This is a genomic window from Bacillus sp. FSL M8-0350 (assembly GCF_038593345.1).
GTDB classification, from domain to species: Bacteria; Bacillota; Bacilli; order Bacillales; family Bacillaceae; genus Bacillus; species Bacillus safensis.
This window is the reverse complement of record NZ_CP151985.1, coordinates 1296171-1318381: the sequence shown is the minus strand read 5'-3', so window position 1 is coordinate 1318381 and position 22211 is coordinate 1296171. Positions and strand designations below refer to the sequence as shown.

Below are 22211 nucleotides of genomic sequence, written 5' to 3'. Positions count from 1 at the left end.
GATAATATCTTGAATTAAGAAATGCAATCAGACACGAAACAATTACATATTGATTTCTCTTATCGAGAGTTGGGCGAGGGATTTGGCCTTTTGACCCCAACAGCAACCGACCGTTAATACCACTGTGAAGTGGGGCGCAGCAAGTAACGCGCCAAGACAATTGTCTTATAGGGCACGGTGCTAATTCCATCAGACGTATGTGCTGAGAGATAAGAGAGGCTTTGGGCATACACACCATCAAGCCTCTTTCTCTCAGGAGAAAGAGGCTTTTTTATATGATTTGGAGGGGAAGCAATTGGTTACACTTACGGCATCATATGAAGAACTAACAGAAAGCTCGGCAGTTGCACTCGCAATTAGACTTGGCTTGATCCAAGAAAGCAGTCATTTGACATGTACTGAAATCGGTGACGGGAATTTAAATTACGTCTTTCATATTTATGATCACAAACAAGAAAAAGGATTGATCATCAAGCAGGCGCTGCCTTATGCAAAGGTGGTAGGGGAGAGCTGGCCGCTTACATTAGACCGGGCAAGAATTGAAAGTGCCGCCCTGATCAAGCAGTCAGAATATGCGCCTCACCTTGTACCAGCAGTCTATTATTCAGATACAGCTCTTGCAGTGACAGCCATGGAGGATCTCTCCCACTTAGAAATCGTCAGAAAAGGGCTAATTGCCGGAAAACAATATCCGCATTTATCTGATCATGTTGGAGAATTTTTAGGAAAAACACTTTTTTACACATCTGACTTTGCTACAAATCCTAAAATCAAAAAACAATTTGTGAAGCAATTTACGAACCCTGACCTGTGTGATATTACAGAAAAACTCGTCTTCACAGACCCTTTCTTCGATAGTGAAACAAATGACTTCGAAGAAGAATTAAGAGAATCAGCAGAAGCGCTTTGGGCAGATCTTGAAGTGCAAGCTAGGGCAGCAGAATTAAAGCGTATCTTCCTGACATCAGCTGAAACATTGGTTCATGGAGATCTTCATACAGGCAGTATTTTTGCAAATGAAACTGAAACGAAAATCATTGATCCAGAATTCGCGTTTTACGGTCCCTTCGGATTCGATATCGGCCACTTTATCGCCAATCTGTTCCTGAATGCTTTATCTCGCGAGAATGAACACGAGCAGCAGCACCTTTTTAACCATGTCGTCAATGTATGGGCAACATTCAAAGAAGTGTTCACAAAAGCTTGGAAAGAGGACAGCATTGAAGCGTTTAGTGTATCGGACAGCTTTTTAGAAACAACCTTTGACCGGATTTTAAAAGAAGCAACAGGCTTTGCCGGCTGTGAGCTTGTCCGCCGAACAATTGGTCTTGCTCATGCCGCTGACCTTGATGCAATTCCATCACCAACTAGACGGATTCAGCAGAAAAAAGCAGCACTGACACTTGGAAAAACATTTATCAAACAATATCATGCAGTGGAAACAGCGTCTGACCTCGTCGCATTATTCCAGCCATCTGTAAAGGAGTGACGGGTTTTGTCAAAAGAATTTGAAGTCCCCCGTTCTGTCGAATGGGAAGAAAACCGTATTCACATTTTAAATCAGCAAAAATTACCAACCGAAACCGTATTTGAGCATTTATATACGAAAGAAGATGTGTATGATGCGATTGTGTCATTAAAAGTACGCGGAGCGCCTGCGATTGGCATTACAGCAGCTTTTGGGCTGGCGCTTAGTGCACAAGCAATTGAAACAGAAGAATTGGATGTTTTTAAAAAAGAAGTCATTCGAATCAAAGAATATTTAAACAGTGCTCGTCCAACCGCTGTGAACCTCGCCTGGGCATTAGACCGGCTGCTGCAGCGCATTCAGCGTGCAGCATCAGTGAATGCAGCCAAAACAGACCTTGTGCATGAAGCCATTCAAATTCAAATAGAAGATGAAGAAACATGCAGACAAATCGGTCAAAATGCACTTCAGCTCTTTAAATCAGGTGACCGTATCATGACCATTTGTAATGCAGGCTCCATCGCAACGAGCCGGTATGGAACAGCCCTTGCTCCCTTTTATTTAGCCAAAAAGAAAAATCTTGATCTTCACATTTATGCATGTGAAACACGCCCTGTTCTTCAAGGCGCTCGTCTGACAACATGGGAGCTCATGCAAGGCGGCGTGGATGTGACGCTCATTACAGATAACATGGCAGCCCATGCGATGAAGGAAAAGCAAATTTCTGCTGTCATTGTTGGAGCTGACCGTATCGCCCGTAATGGAGATACAGCGAATAAGATTGGAACGTTAGGTCTTGCCGTTCTAGCCAAGCATTTTAACATTCCGTTTTTTGTAGCAGCACCGCTTTCAACCTTTGATGTATCCACCCGCGACGGGTCAGATATTCCAATTGAAGAGCGCGACCCGCTGGAAGTAAAGGAATTAAACGGCGTCCCCATTGCACCGCCTGATGTTCAGGTATTCAATCCCGCCTTTGATGTCACTCCTCATCATCTTATTTCAGGCATCATTACAGAAAAGGGAATTATCACATCGAACTATGCAGAAGAGATTGATGCTCTTTTCGCCGAAAGCATCTCTCAATGATCGCAAAAAAGCGCCGTGTTCTTGTCATTTAAGAGCACCGCGCTTTTTTGTTTCTTGATTCGTTTTTGTTAAGATTTCTTTTTTTTGTTCTTCTGTCAAAACGTTCATTTTGACACATAGTGACGTCACGGCATACATTTTGCCTTTTTTGCCCCAAAACATGCCAGCGCCCTCCTTTTTCCCTCAACCAACTTTTTTAGCTTAATAAAAGGATATGTCGCTTGACAAATATTTGGAACAGGTCAATCGATTTATTTTTGAACAAATGGGATGCCTTCTAATTCAAGCAGGACCGCTTTCATGTCTGTTTTCGATCCTGCATAGCCCGTCAGAGTCCGGTCTTTTCCAATCACCCTGTGACACGGGATAAAAATAGGTAATGCATTTCGTCTGTTAGCTTGTCCGATGGCTCTTACAGCCTTTGGATTGCCAATCGCTTCTGCAATGTCTGCATAGCTTTTTGATTCACCATATGGTATGGCCGACAATGCTCCCCACACCTGCTCTTGGAACGGAGAACCAGTTTGCTTGAGCGGGAGATCGAATACTTGCCGCTCACCTTTGAAATATTCATCTAGCTGCTTTTTCGCTTCTTGTAAGACAGGCGTATCTGCTTGCTTTAGATTCGCTGCCTGCTTTTTTGCTAAAAACGGTTCATCATCAAACATCACCTCGATGATGACACCGTCCTTTTCTAGTATGTATAATTCCCCGATGGGTGCGTGATAGACGGTATAATACACGTTACTGCTCTCCTTCTTGTTTCTGCTGCCTAAGTGGCAGCGTGAGATGGAAGACGGTTCCTACGCCTTCCTCACTTTCTACCTCAATGGTTCCTTGATGCTCTTCAATAATTTTATAACTAACCATTAAGCCAAGTCCAGTTCCTCTTTCTTTCGTTGTATAAAAAGGCTCGCCTAGACGCTTTAGCTTATCCTCTGCCATTCCGCAGCCTTCATCACGCAGTGAAATGACAATATGCTCCTCGCCCTTCCGCTGAATGCTCACATAGACATTTCCTTTGCGCGGCATGACTTCAATTGCATTTTTTAAAATGTTAATAAAGACCTGCTTTAATTGGTTTTGTTCACAATAAATGAGCGGAATCTCATCCAGCACATTGAGATGCATTTGAACATTGCCAAGATTCGCCTGTGCGTGCAGAAGATCCATCGTGTCTTTCACAATTTGCACCACATTTTTTTCTTCATATACAATGGCTTGCGGTTTCGCTAAAATCAAAAATTCGGTGATGATGGATTCAATCCTTTTCAGCTCTGATGTGATGACATTAAAATAGAGCGAATATTCCCCTTCTATATTTCCTTTTAACAGCTGAATGAAGCCTTTTAATGCTGTCATCGGGTTTCTAATTTCATGAGCAATTCCAGCGGCAAGCTCTCCGACCACATGAAGGGTATCTGATTTTCTCACCCGCTCTTCTAATTCCTTCCGCTCTGTCACATCTCTAAAGATCGCCAAATTCATATTATGGATAATGTTGCGTTTAAAAGAGAATTCCAGGATACGCTGATCTGGATGGTTCAGTACAAACGGAACCTCATTATCCATTTCATCTAATGACATCGCCTCGGCGGGCTGAGCCAAATTTTCTATTTGATAAGGGGCAAGGATGTGGAAAAGATTCATTTCTGTTAAATGATCGTCCTTCAATTGAAGCAGCTCGCTGGCAGATGGATTGACTTCAATGATTCGGTATTGATTATCAAAAAGAACAATGCCGTCCATTGAGCCATTAAAGACTTTACGGAATTTGAGCTCACTTTCGCGCAGCTCCTGCTCCATTCTTTTTCGATCACTTACATTACGTAAAATGGTTAAGTGCTGTCCTTCTAATACCGCATGCTTTGAAGTAAACTCAAGCTCTTTATACTGTCCATTAGCCATTTTGAACAACAGCTCTTCCCTTATTTCATCATTCCGGATATAGCGTCTTCTTGTTGGTCTATATCTCTTATCAGATTTGACAAGAAAGTCGGTGAGTTTTTTGCCAATCAGCGAGTGCATCGGTAATTCAAAAATTCGGCAGGCTGATTCATTGGCTTTCACAATCTCTCCATCGTCCGCCCATATGATGATGGCATCCATTGCATTTTCAAAAATTTCTCTAAAGCGTTCTTCACTTTTTAACAGCTTCTCTTCCATCAGTCTTTTTTCTGTAATATCCCGCATGATGGACATATAAAAACCACTCATCACATTTGATGTAATGGTGAGTTCAAATAATTTTTGCTGGCCAGATTGAAGGGTAACAGGAAGCTCCCCTTTTGCTTTCCCTGTTTCTTTAAGTGACGTTAAAAGATGCTGCAAGGCGGGAAGATTTTCTTCTTCGACAAATTCATGTAAATAGCGATCAGTTAAATCAGTCTTTTGCAGCTCAAAGCTCTGACAAAAAGAATGATTCGCATCAATCATGCAGCCATCCTGATCAAAAATGACCATCCCGTCAATGGCTCGGTCAAACAAATCTTTGAACAGCTGCTCATTCATGGAGCGTTCTCGTTCTAATATTTTCTTTGAAGAAATATCTCGCATGACCACAATATATTGCTGACTCATGGTATCGTGCTCTGCGACAAATTCAATGTATTTTGTCTCACCATTTTCCAGCTGAATGGAGATCTCTCTTTTTAACGTACCTTTTCGAAAAAATAGATCGAGTGAGCATTCAATTTTATCTTTCGGGATGCCGTATAGGAAATCTAGAACGGATTTATTGAGGAGGTCTTCTTTCGGTGTCTGGACAAGCCTGCATGTTGCTTCGTTGGCTTGGATGATGTTGAGGTGCTGATCAAATATAAAAATGGCATCTAGCGTCTTATTTAATAGCATTTTTTGCTGCATTAACTCAGTTCGCAAATATTCGTTCTCTTTTTCTAATTTTCTGATATCTCCCGCAGGGGTTAACCTATTGCCATCGAGCGTTTCAGTCATTCTCTTACACTCCTTTTCCAGCCTCATTCCTCTACAATATTTCTACAATATTTTCATTGTTCCTTCATTCGACTCATAAAAAAAGATAACTTTTTACACGAAGACTGTCTCATTTATTTCATTTGGATGACAGGATTGTATAACGGTTCACTTTTCTTACGCTTCTTTTACAACCATTCTACAATTTCACTTCAAATAGCGAATTGAGCGAAAATGTATTTTAGAATGAGGCAAATAAGGGAACAGTGCACTTAGAACATTTATGTTTGAAATCGAGCAGGAAAGGTGATGTTATGGCATCTTCACGAGATAGTTATTTTGATAATGCGAAATTCCTTCTGATTTTTCTAGTTGTTTTTGGTCATTTGTTACGATCATTCATTCATGATAATGACTGGATGCTCTATTTATACAAGTTTATTTATACCTTTCACATGCCCGCCTTTATTTTAGTTTCTGGCTTTTTTGCAAAAGGGTTTAGAAAACCGGGCTTTATGAAAAAAGTCGCCGTTAAGCTGATCATCCCATATTTAATCTTTCAGGTGATCTATTCGGTTTACTATTATCTCTTGCAGGATCAAAGCATGGCCAATTTAAATCCAATTGATCCACAATGGTCCTTATGGTTTTTAATTAGTTTATTCTTTTGGAATTTGCTGCTCATTCCTTTTTCAAAACTGCCGTTTCACTGGGCGATGATCGTCAGTTTATCGATTGCTTTACTCGTCGGTTATGTGGACAGCATCAGCGATACACTCAGCTTATCACGTACGTTTGTCTTTTTGCCTATGTTTTTAGCTGGATTCTATTTAAAAAAGCAGCATTTTGAATTCATCCGTACAAGCAAAGGAAAGCTGGCAGCACTTTTTGTATTAATGGCTGTGTTCCTGTTTTGCTACTTCTATGAATTTGATTATTCCTTCTTATTTGGCTCAAAGTCGTATGCTTCTCTTGGGGATGAAGGAATGATTGCGGCGATGAAACGAATGGCATGGTATTTGCTTGCATTTGGCGCTACTTTCAGCTTCTTTGCATTAGTTCCAACACGCCGTTTCTTCTTTACAAAATGGGGAACAAGAACGTTATATGTTTATTTATTACACGGCTTTGTGATCAAGCTGCTAAGAACCACTTGGTTTGATGACTGGGCGCTAAATGCAGCAAGTGTACTCATTTTATTGCTGCTGACCATTCTGTTAACCTTTACCCTGTCTAGCACTTTTGTCAAAACCGTTGCACAGCCAGTGATCGAGCTCAAAATGACCAATCTCATGCGAACGATCACCGGCAGGCAAGGCAGTTATATCAAATAAAAAACGATCCTTCATGGATCGTTTTTTCTATTTCTTATTCTGCTGACATGCATCATCTTTCTTTGGCTTCACCAATGTATCAATCCATTTGCTGCTGTTAATATCTCCAAGCTCACTGCCAAATTCCTCTTCTAAAATATCTGGGTCCATTGGCTTTTTATGGTCCTTCATCTCTTTGCTCTTCATATGCTTCTTAGTCACGAGATGCTCCCCCTTGTTTCCCTTTATGAGAATTTCGGTTTGCCTGACGATCTCTTGATTGTTCGTCAAATTGAGTTTGTCCTTGATCATGTGCCATACTTTCTGTCGGCGTCATATTATTTGTTAATGCTTCATTTTTCGCTGCTTTTCTTTTCATCTGAATTCAGTCCTTTTTTGACAGGTTTAGTTCTTCTCTTAATTGGTCAAGGAGTTCTTTCATTTGCTTGACCGTCACTGGCTTTTCCTCAGGTTTTAACTCATAGCCAATTTGTCCATTGGCTTCTAGCGTGGCTTTTTTGAGACAGCTGATGTCAGTGATGCCTTGCTGCTTTAAACGCATTTTAAATTGATCCCTTGTGAGCCTTGTTTTCTTCAGCTTATGATCAAGCATTTCGCCATCTTGTAAAATCACGACCGATTTGCCTGAAAGCAATTTTTCAAAAAAATCCGATTGAATCGACAGCTTCTCCATAATGACAAGTGCCACAATAAAGATGGTAGCTGCATAAATGGTTTCAAGTAAATTATGCTCAATAAAGGGTTGGATAATAATCGATCCGATTGAAATCATGATGACTGTTTGTTGTACAGTTAATTGACTAATCGATTTAGGCCCTGCTATTCTCAGCAGCAAGGTACCAACTAGCAGCATGACAATTGCTTTCCATAACACATCCAGCACGTCTCGTTCACCTCTTACCTATAGATTGCGAACATCCCATGTGATTTAGCCAGTTAGATAATGGAAATAAAAAAACAGCATTCGAATTGAATGCTGTAAGATGTTGACAAAGGGCCAAAATGAAGATCATTTTGGCCCTTTGTTTTCATTTCAGCGTGATAAAAAACCTTTGAAGTCTAGGAAGGACGAGCACCGGAACGGAGCGAATTTGACATTCGTGAGTACCGGAGCGCAGAACTGCGGGCGAATGCGAGGGTTTGTTTACACGCTGACAGCATTCAAATTGAATGCTGTTTAGCCAATAATGACGCGCTCTTTCGGATAATGATAATTTGCTTCGCTTTCTCTTCGGCCTATTAAATATAAAAAGCTTGGAATACCGATCCGGCCAATAAACATGACCACCATGATGATACATTTACCAAACACAGTGAGATCTGAGGTGATCCCAAGCGACAGCCCCGTTGTTCCGAAAGCAGAGCAGACTTCAAATAAATTTTCAAGAAGTGTATTATGCTCTGTTAAGGATAACAGGAACGTAGCGCCAAAGACCAAAATAAAGGCCATCATGGTTACCATAAGGGATTTATTAATATCCGCTTGATGAAGCTCTCTCTTGAAGATTTTAATGGACTTATTACCTCTAGCAAAATGAAACAAGGCGAGTAAATTAAGAGCAAACGTAGTTGTCCGAATGCCGCCCCCCACAGAGCTTGGGGAAGCCCCGATAAACATGAGCATACATAAAAATAAAAGCGTCGGTTCCGTCAGCTGCGTAATATCTAACGTTGTCAGCCCCCCGCTTCTTGTTGCAGTCGATTGAAACAAAGAATAGAACAAGATTTCGTGCCAGCTTTTCCCTACAAAGCTAAACCCGGCTTCAAGTGCATATATTCCAATCGCTCCAACAACGACAAGGCCGCCGAACGTGAGCGTTGTGATTTTTGTAAACAATGAGAATGATGCGTGCTTTCGGTCCTGATTGAACAAATAATCCTTCACTTCCACGAGCACAGGAAAACCAATCGCTCCAAAGATGATCAGCAGCATCGTAATAAACTGGACGAAATAATCATCTTTGTAAGGAATAAGAGAACTCCCTGTAATATCGAAGCCCCCATTGGTTGTCGCACTAATACTTGAGAAGAAGCCATGTAAGAAAGCGCCTTGCACATCGTAATACTTGAGAAAATACATGCTTAAAATCAGCCCGCCGACAAACTCAATCAGCAAAATTAAATATAAGACCTGCTTCATTAGTTTCACAATTCCAGATAAATTGCTTTGGTTTTGATCTGCCATGATAAGCTTTCTTTCTTTAATTCCAATTCTTTTTCGCATAACTAGCCATACGAAGGTACCGAGCGTCATAATGCCGATGCCTCCGATTTGCAGAACAAATGCAAGGATCCACATCCCTGCCACACTAAATGTTTGTGAGGTGTCGACAACAGTCAGTCCTGTAACACTTACAGCACTCACCGCTGTAAACAAGGCATCAATGAATGTCCATTTGACTCCCTTTTGATGAGCCACTGGCAGGCTGAGAAGAATAAACGACACGGTCACAGCAAGAAAATAATAAAGGGCAATCAACTGAAAAGCTGACAGCCGGTCAATTAGCTTTTTTATAGGATTCATTGTCATTCCTTCTTTTATCTATCTTTTCGAATACCTTTATCATTTTAATGAAAAGAGACATGATTTTAAAGCTATTTTATGCTTTATTTTCTTTTTCATCAAAAAGAAAAGACATCCTGTTAAAGAATGTCTTTTTCCTCTTTCTTATTTTGCTTCTAGTCTTCTGATTCTTTCGTTTAAATCAGGGTGTGTTGAGAAAAGAGAAGCTTTTCGTTTACCACTGATTTTAAGTGTAGCGACTGCTGTTTGATCATCATCTTTGATTCTTGACGTGTACGCCTCAAGTGAACGAAGCGCATGAATCATTTTATCTTTACCTGCAAGGTCGGCTCCGCCGCGGTCTGCATGGAATTCACGGTGTCTAGAATATGCAAACACGACAAGGCTTCCTAGGATAGAGAAAATGATTTGGAAAACAATCACAGCGATAAAATGAACAATCGGCACAAGCTCTTCTCGTGAAACGAAACGGCTAGCGATCCATGCCGCAATTCTTGAAAGGAACACAACAAACGTGTTGACGATTCCTTGAAGCAGTGTCATGGTCACCATGTCACCATTTGCAACGTGAGCGACTTCGTGGGCGATTACACCTTCAACTGCTGCATCATCCATTTCCTGAAGCAATCCAGTTGATACCGCAACAAGTGATCTTCTCTTAGAAGGACCTGTTGCAAAAGCATTTACTTCAGATGATTGATAAATACCAACCTCAGGCATTTTAGAGAGGCCTGCTGCTCTTGAAAGTCTGTGCACGCGGTCAACTAGCTGCTGCTCATCATATGTTAAAGAATCCTTTTCTGGATTTAACACGCGCACACCCATCATCATTTTTGCCATCCAGCGAGACATTGCAAGTGACATAAACGAGCCAACAAAACCAACAACTGCACTGAATACAAGAAGATAAAGGATATTAAGTCTTCCGTCTGCTCCTATATAAGAACCAACACCAGTTGCTGCACTAATAACCGACAGTACAATACCAATCGTAGTGATAACAAGAATGTTCGTTAATATAAACAGAAATATTCTCTTACCCATACATAACCTCCGCTGTCATATTAAGTTCAAATGAACTTATTAATAAAATTATAAAAATAAACGTCTCAAATTGCAAGGAAAAAGGAATCACTTTCTTTGTTTATCATAACGGCTAAAGCCCCGTCACATCAATATTTACGACATTTGCCCCAGCAGAAAAGTGAACAAATTGTGACGCACAGGTCTGATTTTGAGTTTATTTTGCATTTTCATCAAAAAGAGACTATGATGTTGAATTAGATCAATAATCACGTTTTGACGTACAAATGAGGTGGAACATGGTTACTTTTAAATTAACGAGAATTGACATGACAAGACTTCTGTATTCTCTAAAAGGAGAGGGAGATCTGACTCCGCTTCAGCTTTTGAAACTATCTGTAAAAAATGGCAAGGATCATGACTATGATGAATTAAAGATCCCGTCTTTTTTTGAGAAGCTTGAACGGCGGAAGCAAAAATCAGAGCATGGTCTTTCTACAAATGAAATTGTTGAGCTTGGCAACTTGTGTGAGCTGACTTCTCTTAAATCGACGGCGATCCAAAATTGGATCAAACGTGATATTAAAGATATGATTGGCCATCCAGAGCTTGGCAAAAAGTACTCTATTGATCAGGTCGTTATTTTATTAATTGTCAGGGATTTAAAATCAGTTTTTGACTTCGATACCATACGTATGATCTTATCTGCCTTATTTAACACCATCACAGATCGAACAGATGATATTATTAGTCCAATCCGTTTTTATGAAGCATATGCGCACGTCCTTGATTTTATTTATCACCATACACAATTTCCATTAAAGGAAACAAATTTACGAGAAATAACCGAGGAGCAGACAGACAAGCTCCATGACGAGTTTACAGAATTGACGAAGAGCCAATGGAATTTGATTAAAGGGATTATCAGTTCTACCGTCTTCTCTGTATTTACTTCTCATTTGCAAAGTACAGCTCAAGAAATGATGTATAATACGCTGCAGCTGAATAAGGGTTAAATAAGAACCGAGGTGACCTTCATCATCTCGGTTTTTTGTACAGCAATTGCCAGCATAATTGTACGGCTTTTTTTTCAAAATAAGAAGGCGCAACAAACATGAGGTGAAAGGAGGAATACGAACATGGCAAATCGAAATCAACTTCTTGTTCCTGGAGTAGAACAAGCTTTAGATCAATTTAAATACGAGATCGCTCAAGAATTTGGCGTCACTCTCGGTTCAGATACAGTTTCACGTGCAAACGGTTCTGTTGGCGGTGAAATCACAAAAAGACTCGTTCAACAGGCTCAATCACAAATGGGTAATCAATCTAAATCATGACATGGTGAAATACGCCGGAGCTATTCTGGCGTTTTTTTATTGTTGATATGTGTGCTCATGCCGGTTCTCGCGATAAGGAAACGGTGCACCTTTCCCTTTTTGCTTCACATGTTCTCTTTTTTGTTCAGCGGATGGATTGTTCTGATCCCTGCCGTTTTTTTTTGCGTGTTTTTCTGCATCACCACGTGATGTACCGTTCCAGTGTCTTCTTTCATCAGGATCAGTTGAGTGATTTTTTTTTTGCTCTTTATCGAAAGAATGATCCTTTTCTTCCTTTATGTTGTTGTCTTTGCTTTCATTATCAGGTTTTTGAGGCTTTTGAACAGATCCTTGCTCTTCCCTCTCTGCCTCCTTCTGCTCTTTGTGCTCAGCTTCAGGAGCCTCTTGATCTGGCTGCATCTCTTCGCTATCGTCTGTCTTTACGTCTTCTTGATTGTCTTTATCTGCTTGTTCTTCTTCATGTTTCTTAGGATCTTCTTCCTTCACAGCATCGTTCTCTGCTGCGTCTTCATCCTTTTTGATGTCTTCATGTTCTTTATTTTGCATTTCTTGATTTCTAATATATGTTCCTGTTGAAATGCCTGCCTTTTGAGCTTTTTCTCTTGTTTCCAGGTCACTTTCCACAGTTTCCAGCTTATAATTGCGTTTTTGATATTCACCAGAAATGGTGTTAATTTTGCTTTTTACGTTTGTTTTATATGTATTGTCCTGCTTGTTTTCATAAACGGTTGAAATATAAATACTTTTAGAATTGTTCACATATCCTTTTTTGTCACAGTCATCTATAATTTCCTGCACGACTTTGGTCATGTCGTTTTTTTCTAAATCCTTCATACTCGCCAGTACTTGCTTTGCATCTTGATTCAGCGGTGTGACACCGATCACTTGATAATTGTGATCAAGCTTCAGCTCAAAGCTTGGATTAATGTCAATTGTCATATACGCATATGCTTTTTGACTTGAGAAAGATGGCATCATAGTAAAAATTACGACAATAATCGCTGCTATTGATAGGATTCCTGCATTTAACGGACGTAAACGAAGCAGGTCAAAAAAACCGGCTCTTTTTCTTTCGAGACGTGATTCATTCGGAAATGTCACTTCTTGGCCGATTTCATAGTTTTGCTCTTCATATTTTGTCCGCAGAAATTGTCCATCAGGGGTCAGCAGCGTGACATATTTTTTGTTTTTCTCTACTATAATGCCTCTTCTCATGAATTAAGCACCCCTTTAAGGTAATCTTTCAAATACACATAGTCACCTGTCATAATGATCGCCATCGCAATGATATATTTTCTATTTCTCTCAATCGTTTTGCGGCTGACTTCCACTAGCTTTTCCAGCTGTTTGACAGGCAATTGTTTTTTCTGAAATAAAATGGTTCTCAGCTCATCGTGTTCAACGAGTGTATGGGCTACTTTAATGGCATTTTGCCTGGCATCTGCATGCTTTGGTGAATGCTCAAGCAGCTCTTGAAACGTGAGACCGTAAACTTTCAATCGTTCTTTAAAATGTTCAATCTCTTCTCTTCTATGTTCTTGTTCAATTAAACGCCTATATTCATTTGCAGAGAGCTCTGCTTCAATCATGCTTTGAGAGTATTCGCCATTCTCACTTTCTTGCAGGTCCATTTGAACCGTTGGCGCATTTCTTGCTTCTTTTCGAATATAGTCAATCACTTTTCTTTTAATAATTAATTCTGCGAAAGCAAGCAGTGAGTTTCCTTTTTCGGCAGAGTATTTTTCTATCGCTTCATTAAAGGCTATTAAGCCTATGCTGAATTCATCATCTTTTTCATCTATATATCGTTTACAAACGGATGAAACCGTCTTAGCGACAAATGGTTTGTATTGCTCTATTAATGCATTTTGCAGTTCGATATCACCTTGTTGAATACTGATAGCCGACTGCTCTAATGTTTGCTTTTTCTTTCCTTTTTTAAACAAAAGGCTAAGCAATGGTTTCACCTCAGTTCTCCCTATATTACTCATTTATGATAGCTAATTTATGAGGGAAGCGCAAAGGAAGAAATGAGGAATTCATTTCCTGTTACTCAATTATGACATGTATGTCACCATCTACTTTACAATGTTTCGTCTAAAAGCAAAGAAATAAGGGGGTATCTCCCCCTTATTTGTAATATACGTGTTATGAAAATGAAATGATATTTCTTTCAAAAAACCTACTCTCCCAAGCGTGCCTCTTGTTTCTCCTCGTTTTCCTGCCCGCCTTTTCTTGATGGACTTGATAAAAACCAGCCAAATGCTGCAATTGCGAGAAGCACTGTCCAGAAAATGACTTTCCATAATGCTGAATGGATAAAATGAGACGATACGACCCCGATGGCTGGATGTGACAGTGTATAAAGCGTGAGCTTCACACCCACCCATCCGACAATGACAAATGCTGCTGTTTCTAGGCTCGGTCTTGTTTTGAGCAGTTTCACAAAGACCGTTGCTGCAAATCGCATAATAACAAGACCAATGATACCGCCTAATAGAATAACAATAAATTGACCGCCATCGAGTCCACCGATTTGCGGAAGACTTGTTTTTGGCAGTGTCACAGCTAAAGCGACTGCCGCTAAAATGGAATCTACAGCAAAAGCAATGTCGGCAAGCTCTACTTTCACGACTGTTGCCCAGAAGCCGCTTTGTTTCATGTTTGTATCTGTTTCCTTTTTCTTAAATACGTGCGATTTTAAAATATGGTGAATGGAAATATAAAGAAGATAAATGGCACCAATGGCTTGAACTTGCCACACATCCACTAAAAACGAAATAAGAAACAGAGAACCAAATCGCATAATAAATGCTCCTGCAAGTCCGTAAAACAGTGCCTTTTTTCTTTGTTTTTCAGGAAGGTGTTTGACCATCACGGCCATGACCAGCGCGTTATCAGCTGCTAAAATCCCTTCTAATCCAATCAGTACGAGCAGAACCCACCCGTACTCTAAAATAATGGCTGCATCCATCATCATTCCTCCTTGTTTTTATCTATTGTCCCACAACAGACAAAGGCTTATGAATGCAAAAAAGACCTTTGCCTGTAATGGCAAAGGTCTTGCTAGACATGTGATATGTAGAATCATGCCAACAAAGCCGATGAACATCAGTCCATGTAATGACGACTTTGTTTCCGGTAAAAACCGGACGCTACTCCCCTTTGGCGGGATTTAGAATATTTAGATTACTTATATCATAATCAATAGACACTGGATTGTCAACAGCTGACTTTCTGTTCAATCCATTGATTAGGCAGTTGGCGTTTCTGTTTTTCTTTTTCTTCGTTTTATCAATAGGTAGACAACAAACAATAACACAACACCGATCCCAATTGGTAAAAGATAAGGATCTATCATGGCGCCAACCTCTTTCCAATTCTCCCCAAGCATAAACCCAAGATACACATACACAAACGTAATTGGTGTAATTGCCAAAAACGTATACAAGCAAAAGACCCACACATTCATCTTGGCAATACCGCACGGGATGGAGATCAGCGTTCTGACTCCTGGTATGAACCGGCCGCTGAATGCGACGAATCCGCCATGCTTTTCAAAGAAAGCATCCGATTTATCAAGCGACTCAGGTTTTATAAAAAAGTACTTTCCATATTTATTTAAAAAGGGTCTGCCGCCGTAACGTCCTAACCAGTACAAGGTCAAAGGACCAGCCACGCCGCCAATGGAGCCGGCCGCCACAACACCGATAAAAGCCATGTCCCCTTCTGAGACCCAGTAACCCGCAAGAGGCAAAACCACTTCAGCAGGTACAAATTCAATGCATAATGCGAGGAAGATGCCAAAGTATGACAAGTTCTTAAAGGCATCAGCTAAAGAAATAATAAAATCTTCGATGTTTATCAATCCCTTTCAAACATAATCATTTGACTGATTCTATCTCTTTTAGAATCACACCATATATTAAACGAATAAAACCGAAGAAACGATTCGCTTTTCGTCGTTTTTTTACATTAAATTTGATTTTACTATAAAAGAAGGGTGAAAAAAACGTTGATTGTTGTATTTAAGTGAAGGAAAGGTGAACACAGAAGCCATTCGATCCGATATATTAAGTATATGTCTGTTTTAAGATACAGGAGGTTTTCTTACATGACCCATTTAACAGGAAGCTACAATGGATGGCTTGTCTTTCTGTCAATCGCTGTCGCCGCTGTCGCCTCCTACTCAGCTCTTCATATAGCCAGCAGGGTAGCACAGTCAAGCGGTGCAAAGAAAAAGGTATGGCTGCTCATTGGTGCAATGATCATGGGAATGGGGATATGGTCGATGCATTTTATTGGCATGATGGCATTTCAAATGCGTGTTGGTATCACATATGATACATCCTTACTGATTTTATCGATTTTGGCCTCATTTATCGGATCCTTGATCGCTTTTTCAATATGCATTCAAAAGCAGCTCTCTAGAAGACGGCTGCTCATTAGTTCAATCACCATGGGTTCAGCTATTTGCAGCATGCATTATCTTGGAATGGAATCAATGGCCAATGTCTCAATCAGCTATGATCCAGTCCTCTTTTTTCTTTCGTTTTTCATTGCTGCCATTACCTCCTACTTCTCATTGAAACTCTTCTTTCGTGTTGAGCACATGAAAAGTAAACGGAAGAATTATCTTTTAAAGAGCCTTGGTTCAATGTTGATGGGCGGTGCTATAGCAGGCATGCATTATACTGGTATGGCTGCCTCTACCATGTTTTATCATTCAAATGGACAGGCCGCTGCAGGCGGCTATCTTGAAATGTCGCCATTCAGTCTGTCGATTTTCATCGGATTGATGACACTTATTGTTCAAACGCTGATGATCTTTGGTGCCTATATTGATCACCGGATCATGACGCAGTCAGATCAGCTGAAAGAAAATGAACAGCGGTTTCAATCGCTCATCAAACATAATATAGACGGCATTATCGTGTTATCTGTCGATCGAAAGGTTCTTTCTGCAAATGACTCTGGTAAACAAATCTTAGAGTTGTGCAATTCTAAGATTGGTGATGATGTCAGCCAATATGTGATGCCGACTGAGTTGTGGGAAGAATTTATTTCTCAGTCAAAAAAGGCCATCACACGCGAAGCAGAACTGAAAGCAGCAGATCGTTTTTATTATTATCATGTCACTTACATACCTGTTCATGTGAACAATTCACTCGACAGCATTTATCTTGTTTTAAAAGATTTAACACAGCAGCGGATTGCAGAAAAAGAAATTCATGTGATGGCACATTATGATGCACTAACAGAGCTTCCTAACCGCCGCCACGGCATCAATCATTTAAATGATGTTCTCTCCGCTCAAGAAAAGTCAAAAACATCAACAGCGGTTCTGTTTCTGGACTTAAATCGTTTTAAAATTATTAATGATGCACTTGGTCATAACATAGGAGACTTACTGCTGAAAGCTGCCGCAAACAGACTAACGCAATGTTTACCGGACAATGGCTTTATCGCAAGACTTGGCGGTGATGAATTTTTAATGATCTTTCCCCACATGGATCATGATACACATAAAATCGAACAATTTTCTAAAAATATCATCCATCAATTTGAACGTCCTTTTTTCATCCAGAACCATCAGCTCATTACATCGATCAGCATTGGAATCGCTATCTCTCCGCAAAATGGAAAAAACGGGATGGAACTGATGAGAAAAGCCGATATGGCCATGTATTTATCCAAAAAACATAAGCAAAGCCGTTATGAATTCTTTACCGAATCCATGGAAAGATTGAGTGAGGACAGGTTAAACCGGGAGCTGGAGCTGAGGGATGCCATTCAAAGAGAACAATTTGTCCTTCACTACCAGCCGCAAGTCAGTGCCAAAACAAGAAAAATGACTGGGGTTGAAGCCCTTTTAAGAATGAAGGCACCAGATGGTTCCTTAAAGTCACCTGAAGCTTTTATTGAGCTGGCAGAGGAATCAGGACTGATCATCGATATTGGCAGATGGGTCATTGATACGGCTGGCAAGCAGGCAAAAAGGTGGTATAACGATGGGCTAAAGATCCCTGTGGCTGTCAATTTATCTGCGAAACAATTCAATTCTGAAGACTTAATTGATTTGATCAAGCTGACACTGAAAAAATACGATCTGAAACCGTCACTCTTGGAGCTTGAAGTCACAGAAAGTATGACAATGGACAATATCAAGCAATCAAAACAGGTGTTAACGTCGTTGAAACAGCTTGGCGTCCGCATTAGTATTGATGATTTCGGTACAGGCCACAGCTCATTAAGCTATTTAAAGGATTTACCGATTCATCGACTGAAAATTGATAAATCCTTTATAGAGGATATTTTAAGTGATTCAAAGTCTGAACAGATTACAGGGGCTATTATAGCGATGGGACATCAATTATCTCTCGAAGTGATAGCAGAAGGTGTTGAAACATTTGCACAGGCTCAGCTATTATCTGCCCAGGGCTGTGACGACCTGCAAGGGTTTTATTATGCCAAGCCGCTGCCAGCAAGCGATATTGAAAAATTCATCGCCTATCCGGCGCTGCTTGACACATAAAAAAGGTGCCATCATTGGCACCTTTTCGTTTTATCTAAATAATAAATGCTGACTGTGAATACCTGCTTTTTTCAATAGACTAATCAATTGCTCTTGCTCTTCACGCGTCAGACCAGAGAATGCACGCGCAATCCGAAGAGAGTGGATCGGATAAATCTTGTCAAGATAGCTTCGCCCTTTTTCCGTTAAATGGGCATAAACAGACCGTTTATCCTTGGGGTCCTGTTCTCTTTCAATGAAACCATTTCGTTCTAATTTGTCAATTACGTACGTCACATTCCCGCTGACAAGCAGGAGTCTTGAGCCGATTTGCTGAAGCTTTTGAGCACCTCTTGTGTACAGTAATTCAAGAACGGCAAATTCAGTTGGATTGAATCCATGCTCTTTGCTGTCTCTAATACTGTGTTCTGAAACGCTTTTAAATGCTCTTGCAAAAACCTTGTAAAGCGTCATTGAGCGTTCTACTTCTTCTTCATTAAACGATAGTCTCATCACATATCTACCTCTTATAATATTTTTTTAACTTCAAGGCTGTCTTGCGGTGCAGTTGGAGCCTTTCGTAAAAAATAGAAGTACGTTTTTGAAAACCCTTTCAACCACATAAGTGACTCCATTCGTGTTATGTATAAGGTTTCGATATAAACTTTTAAAATCCTTCTTATTTTTCACAATCATCTCGAAAAAAAGCTTTTTCAGCAAACCATCAAGATGCGACACACTTTAACAAAATCTGTAAAGAATCTATGGTTTCTTACACTTCATTCGCCAAATTTCTACAAAATTCAATATTGCTATAATATTAAACACAAAAAAAGAACCCTTTATGTGACATACGCACATTTCAAGGGATTTTTACAAATAGCGCTCTGTTTTGTTGAAAAAGAAATGATACTCTTTTTTTAAGTCACTAATTGTCATGTCCTTGGCCGCATCAGGGCTGTAAACTCCTAATGAACATAGCTGCTTCGTATAATAATGTCTTTCCTTTGCTAAAGCTTCTTTTAATATACGCCGCACCGATTATCCCTCCTATCAAGTGATTTGGATCGGGTGCTTATGAAGACTTCTTATACAAATCATTTTGCATGGCTCTTAGAAGCGCATGTGCATTCTGACCTGCAGCCTGCATGAATTGCTCAAGCAATTCATCCCTCTTCACATCTAATGCGATGATTTCTTTTGCCATACGAATGATCTGTGCTTGCTCCATCATATGCTCCTCCTCCTATGTCAACTCACCATGATTATATGCCGCCGTAAGATGTATTGCACACTCCCTGTTATCTTTCCTTCCATGGTTTTTTCATTTTTTTCGTTTTTGTGTTATATTTTCTAACAAACGATAGGTTTTTTTCCTTCTCGTTCTATATAATATGAAGAAAAGACTTGCAGGGGTGAGTATATGACGCAGGAAGATGTATCTTATAAAGATAAAAAAGTCATTTCAATCGGGATTGTCAGTGAGCTAACAGGGCTTTCCGTCAGGCAAATCCGATATTATGAGGAACGTAAACTCATTTACCCCCAGCGCTCAACAAGAGGCACACGGAAATATTCTTTTGCAGATGTTGAACGTTTGATGGACATCGCCAATAAACGGGAAGACGGTGTGCAGACAGCTGAAATTTTAAAAGACATGAAGAAAAAAGAACAAGCGCTAAAAAGCGGACAATTTAAGAAAAAAATGCTGGAAGGCCAGATTAACGCACACTTTCGGTATAAAAATCGTTAAACAAAAAAAGAATCGCTCTTTTGAACGATTCTTTTTATTTAGAGGAAGCTTCAGTACCTTCAACAACCCCTACAAAGTCAATCAGCACGCCGCCTCTTTCAGGATCTTCTTTCACCCGCAGGGCAAGTGCCTTTTTCTTCCCGGTTTTTGCATCTTCATAATTCGCGTGGAACACATGAATGCTGGCTTCTTCCAATTGAAAATCCTCATAAGAAAGCGTGTCTATGCCCCATTCTTTTTTCAGCTTCAGAATGTCGTCTGGGCTCGGGACTGCGCCTTCGACGTAGATGTCTTCCATTTTTCTTTTATTTCCTTCGGTGATGGCTTCAAGCATATGCTCTGCAGCCACTAGCCTTCGGTCTTTCCCCTCGTCCTCCCTTTGACATGCACTCAGCAAAAACATACATATCAAAACGAATAAGAATTTCTTCATGTTTCTCTCCCACCTTCTCCTTAAAATGTAAAGGATGGAAGCGCTATATGCAATCTTTATACAAAAAAAGACTGTAAAACGTCATGTTTTACAGTCTTAGATTGTGGACAAGGGGCTAAAATGATGTTTATTTTAGTCCTTTGTCTACCTTTCAGCGCGATCTGAAAACCTTTGAAGTCTAGGAAGGACGAGTACCGGAGCGGAGCGAATTGAACATTCGTGAGCACCGGCACGCAAGAACTGAAAACGAATGCAAGGGTTTGTCGGCGCGCTGAGACTGTAAAACGTCATGTTTTACAGTCTTTTTGCTACATGAGTGTATGAAGGAAAGCTGTCGCAATACCAAAATAGATGAGCAGTGATAAAATATCGTTCAATGTTGTAATCAGCGGCCCAGATGCAATCGCAGGGTCCACGTTTAATCTGTGTAAAATAATAGGCACGATCGTACCTGCCATCGTTCCAATAATCAGTGTGGCAAGCAGTGACGAACCAACAACAAATCCTAAAATCATATTTCCCTGCCACACCATTGCGACGACTGTAATAATGATGGAACAGACAATCCCAATGTAAATACTTGTTCGGAGTTCTCTAAAAATCAGGCGCATAATGGTTTTTTTCGTTAATTCTTCTTTTGAAAGTCCTCTAATGACGACCGCAAGCGACTGTGTGCCTGTATTCCCTGTCATTCCGGCAATCATCGGCATGAAGAAGGCTAAGGCGACGACTTGCTGAAGGGTATCTTCAAAGTAATTTAAAATACTGCCTGAAATCAGCCCAATGAATAAGAGCAAAATGAGCCACGGGAGACGCCGGTATGCTGCAACAAAAGCGGGCGTGTCGAACGTAATATCTTTACCAGAGGCAGCGAACTTCTCATAGTCTTCTCCTGCCTCTTGAATGACGACATCAATGATATCATCGACTGTGACGATTCCGACCAGGACATTGTTCTCTTCTACAACAGGAATGGCAAGAAAATCATACCGTTCAATCAGCTTTGCGATTTCCTCCTGATCCTGAAAAGCTCCAACGGCAATGACTCTTGTAAACATAAGATCCTGCACTTTTTCATCTGGTTCACCTAAAATGAGATCCCGGTACGACAGAACCCCTACAAGCTGCTTTTGATCATTAATGACATATAAATAGTTGATCGATTCTGCAATTTCAGCAAAGCTTTTCAGCTTTACAACTGCGTCCTGAACCGTATAGTGCTGAGGAATCCATACGTACCGGTTGGTCATGATCCGGCCTGCTGTCTCAGCAGGATAATTCATGAGAAGCTGGACGGCCTTTGATTCCTCTGCCTCCATGTTTGATAAAAGCTGATCTTTCAGCTCATCATCCATTTCATCAAACAAGTTGGCTAGGTCATCGTTATCCATTTTGTTTGTGACGAAGGTGGCTTTGTCTTTTCCTACTTTTTCAAGCACAATTTCTTGGTATTCGCGCTCAAGCTCACCCATCATTTCCGTCACATCATCGATTGTTAAAAAGCTGAGGAAACGGCCGCGGTGTTTTTCTGGAAGTTCTTTAAATAAATAGGCCATATCATATGGCTGAAGTTCTTCCATAATGTTTTTAAATTCTTTGCGTTTGCCATCTCTTAATAAAATAATGATTCTTAAAATGAGTTCATCGTACGTAATGTTCTGTATCATCGCTGTTACCTCCCCAAAGTCAGGAGATACCCGAATCCCTTAGAATGTGCGGGGTCAGGATCTCCTCTGTCTGATGCGTCAATCTGATCTTTTGACATACTCTCTATGTGTCTCGAATCGGGATGATCCATCCCC

At 40.4% G+C, this 22211-nt stretch carries 23 protein-coding genes, 1 pseudogene and 2 riboswitches; of the genes and pseudogenes, 7 read left to right on the top strand and 17 right to left on the bottom strand.

Features of this window, described 5'->3' with window-relative positions:
- Positions 1 to 56: 56 nt before the first annotated feature.
- Positions 57 to 216: riboswitch (SAM riboswitch) on the top strand.
- Between the two features lie 79 nt (positions 217 to 295).
- Positions 296 to 1489: an S-methyl-5-thioribose kinase gene (mtnK, locus tag NSS80_RS06710; protein WP_041116443.1), complete on the top strand. Its 1194-nt coding sequence runs from the start codon at positions 296 to 298 to the stop codon at positions 1487 to 1489.
- Between the two features lie 6 nt (positions 1490 to 1495).
- On the top strand, positions 1496 to 2557 hold the full coding sequence (gene mtnA, locus NSS80_RS06705) for an S-methyl-5-thioribose-1-phosphate isomerase (RefSeq protein WP_317222071.1): 1062 nt from the start codon (positions 1496 to 1498) through the stop codon (positions 2555 to 2557).
- A 24-nt stretch (positions 2558 to 2581) separates the two neighbouring features.
- Here mtnA and NSS80_RS06700 read toward each other — a convergent pair whose 3' ends face one another.
- From NSS80_RS06700 to NSS80_RS06690, 3 genes are all read right to left on the bottom strand, one after another.
- Positions 2582 to 2719, bottom strand: a complete 138-nt coding sequence (locus tag NSS80_RS06700; RefSeq protein ID WP_162860203.1) for a hypothetical protein — start codon at positions 2717 to 2719, stop codon at positions 2582 to 2584.
- An 89-nt stretch (positions 2720 to 2808) separates the two neighbouring features.
- Positions 2809 to 3300 (bottom strand): methylated-DNA--[protein]-cysteine S-methyltransferase, encoded by a 492-nt coding sequence (locus NSS80_RS06695; protein WP_317222072.1) that lies wholly within the window; start codon positions 3298 to 3300, stop codon positions 2809 to 2811.
- Between the two features lies 1 nt (position 3301).
- Positions 3302 to 5512, bottom strand: coding sequence for a PAS domain-containing sensor histidine kinase (locus tag NSS80_RS06690; protein WP_034281528.1), 2211 nt, complete (start codon positions 5510 to 5512; stop codon positions 3302 to 3304).
- Between the two features lie 293 nt (positions 5513 to 5805).
- Between NSS80_RS06690 and NSS80_RS06685 the strand changes: the two genes are divergently transcribed.
- Positions 5806 to 6825: an acyltransferase family protein gene (locus NSS80_RS06685; protein WP_041116436.1), complete on the top strand. Its 1020-nt coding sequence runs from the start codon at positions 5806 to 5808 to the stop codon at positions 6823 to 6825.
- A gap of 27 nt (positions 6826 to 6852) precedes the next feature.
- Here NSS80_RS06685 and NSS80_RS06680 read toward each other — a convergent pair whose 3' ends face one another.
- The 5 genes from NSS80_RS06680 to htpX all read right to left on the bottom strand — a co-directional run bounded on the left by NSS80_RS06680 (position 6853) and on the right by htpX (position 10393).
- Entirely contained in the window at positions 6853 to 7026 is a 174-nt protein-coding gene (locus tag NSS80_RS06680; protein ID WP_170825835.1) for a hypothetical protein, read from the bottom strand.
- Entirely contained in the window at positions 7019 to 7183 is a 165-nt protein-coding gene (locus tag NSS80_RS06675; RefSeq protein WP_087975542.1) for a hypothetical protein, read from the bottom strand. The genes NSS80_RS06680 and NSS80_RS06675 overlap by 8 nt, the downstream gene beginning before the upstream one ends.
- 6 nt (positions 7184 to 7189) lie before the next feature.
- The gene (locus NSS80_RS06670; RefSeq protein WP_024424666.1) at positions 7190 to 7708 is read right to left on the bottom strand and encodes a YetF domain-containing protein; all 519 of its coding nucleotides are present in this window, start codon (positions 7706 to 7708) and stop codon (positions 7190 to 7192) included.
- 294 nt (positions 7709 to 8002) lie between these two features.
- On the bottom strand, positions 8003 to 9349 hold the full coding sequence (locus tag NSS80_RS06665) for a TrkH family potassium uptake protein (protein WP_317222073.1): 1347 nt from the start codon (positions 9347 to 9349) through the stop codon (positions 8003 to 8005).
- 144 nt (positions 9350 to 9493) lie between these two features.
- The gene (gene htpX / locus NSS80_RS06660) at positions 9494 to 10393 is read right to left on the bottom strand and encodes a protease HtpX (protein WP_041116432.1); all 900 of its coding nucleotides are present in this window, start codon (positions 10391 to 10393) and stop codon (positions 9494 to 9496) included.
- A 278-nt stretch (positions 10394 to 10671) separates the two neighbouring features.
- On the opposite strand from htpX, the gene NSS80_RS06655 reads away from it, so the two are divergent.
- A complete protein-coding gene (locus NSS80_RS06655; protein ID WP_025092320.1) occupies positions 10672 to 11388 on the top strand; it encodes a DUF1836 domain-containing protein in 717 nt (238 codons plus the stop codon).
- A gap of 123 nt (positions 11389 to 11511) precedes the next feature.
- A complete protein-coding gene (locus NSS80_RS06650; protein WP_034281522.1) occupies positions 11512 to 11709 on the top strand; it encodes an alpha/beta-type small acid-soluble spore protein in 198 nt (65 codons plus the stop codon).
- 36 nt (positions 11710 to 11745) lie between these two features.
- Here NSS80_RS06650 and NSS80_RS06645 read toward each other — a convergent pair whose 3' ends face one another.
- The 4 genes and pseudogenes from NSS80_RS06645 to NSS80_RS06630 form a co-directional block, all read right to left on the bottom strand.
- Positions 11746 to 12924 (bottom strand): anti-sigma factor domain-containing protein, encoded by a 1179-nt coding sequence (locus NSS80_RS06645; RefSeq protein ID WP_317222074.1) that lies wholly within the window; start codon positions 12922 to 12924, stop codon positions 11746 to 11748.
- On the bottom strand, positions 12921 to 13676 hold the full coding sequence (gene sigI / locus NSS80_RS06640) for an RNA polymerase sigma factor SigI (RefSeq protein WP_003210952.1): 756 nt from the start codon (positions 13674 to 13676) through the stop codon (positions 12921 to 12923). Before sigI ends, NSS80_RS06645 begins: the two co-directional genes overlap by 4 nt.
- 215 nt (positions 13677 to 13891) lie before the next feature.
- Positions 13892 to 14783, bottom strand: a pseudogene (locus NSS80_RS06635) (TerC family protein).
- Positions 14779 to 14885, bottom strand: a riboswitch (yybP-ykoY riboswitch). (Overlaps the previous pseudogene by 5 nt.)
- Positions 14886 to 14962: 77 nt before the next feature.
- Positions 14963 to 15577 carry a DedA family protein gene (locus NSS80_RS06630; RefSeq protein WP_025092317.1) on the bottom strand — a complete coding sequence of 205 codons (615 nt, stop codon included), beginning with the start codon at positions 15575 to 15577 and terminating at the stop codon, positions 14963 to 14965.
- A gap of 246 nt (positions 15578 to 15823) precedes the next feature.
- Between NSS80_RS06630 and NSS80_RS06625 the strand changes: the two genes are divergently transcribed.
- Positions 15824 to 18244, top strand: coding sequence for an EAL domain-containing protein (locus NSS80_RS06625; protein WP_317222075.1), 2421 nt, complete (start codon positions 15824 to 15826; stop codon positions 18242 to 18244).
- A gap of 30 nt (positions 18245 to 18274) precedes the next feature.
- Here the strand turns inward: NSS80_RS06625 and NSS80_RS06620 are convergent, their stop codons facing one another.
- From NSS80_RS06620 to NSS80_RS06610, 3 genes are all read right to left on the bottom strand, one after another.
- Entirely contained in the window at positions 18275 to 18739 is a 465-nt protein-coding gene (locus tag NSS80_RS06620; RefSeq protein ID WP_087975546.1) for a MarR family transcriptional regulator, read from the bottom strand.
- Between the two features lie 357 nt (positions 18740 to 19096).
- Positions 19097 to 19261 carry a stress protein gene (locus tag NSS80_RS06615; RefSeq protein WP_034281517.1) on the bottom strand — a complete coding sequence of 55 codons (165 nt, stop codon included), beginning with the start codon at positions 19259 to 19261 and terminating at the stop codon, positions 19097 to 19099.
- Between the two features lie 37 nt (positions 19262 to 19298).
- Positions 19299 to 19454, bottom strand: a complete 156-nt coding sequence (locus NSS80_RS06610) for a hypothetical protein (protein ID WP_087975683.1) — start codon at positions 19452 to 19454, stop codon at positions 19299 to 19301.
- 192 nt (positions 19455 to 19646) lie between these two features.
- On the opposite strand from NSS80_RS06610, the gene NSS80_RS06605 reads away from it, so the two are divergent.
- Complete coding sequence (locus tag NSS80_RS06605; protein ID WP_024424656.1) at positions 19647 to 19976, top strand: MerR family transcriptional regulator; 330 nt, start codon at positions 19647 to 19649, stop codon at positions 19974 to 19976.
- A 34-nt stretch (positions 19977 to 20010) separates the two neighbouring features.
- Here NSS80_RS06605 and NSS80_RS06600 read toward each other — a convergent pair whose 3' ends face one another.
- On the bottom strand, positions 20011 to 20409 hold the full coding sequence (locus NSS80_RS06600; protein WP_034281516.1) for a membrane lipoprotein lipid attachment site-containing protein: 399 nt from the start codon (positions 20407 to 20409) through the stop codon (positions 20011 to 20013).
- Positions 20410 to 20717: 308 nt separating this feature from the next.
- Positions 20718 to 22076: a magnesium transporter gene (gene mgtE, locus NSS80_RS06595; RefSeq protein WP_024424654.1), complete on the bottom strand. Its 1359-nt coding sequence runs from the start codon at positions 22074 to 22076 to the stop codon at positions 20718 to 20720.
- Between the last annotated feature and the right edge of the window lie 135 nt (positions 22077 to 22211).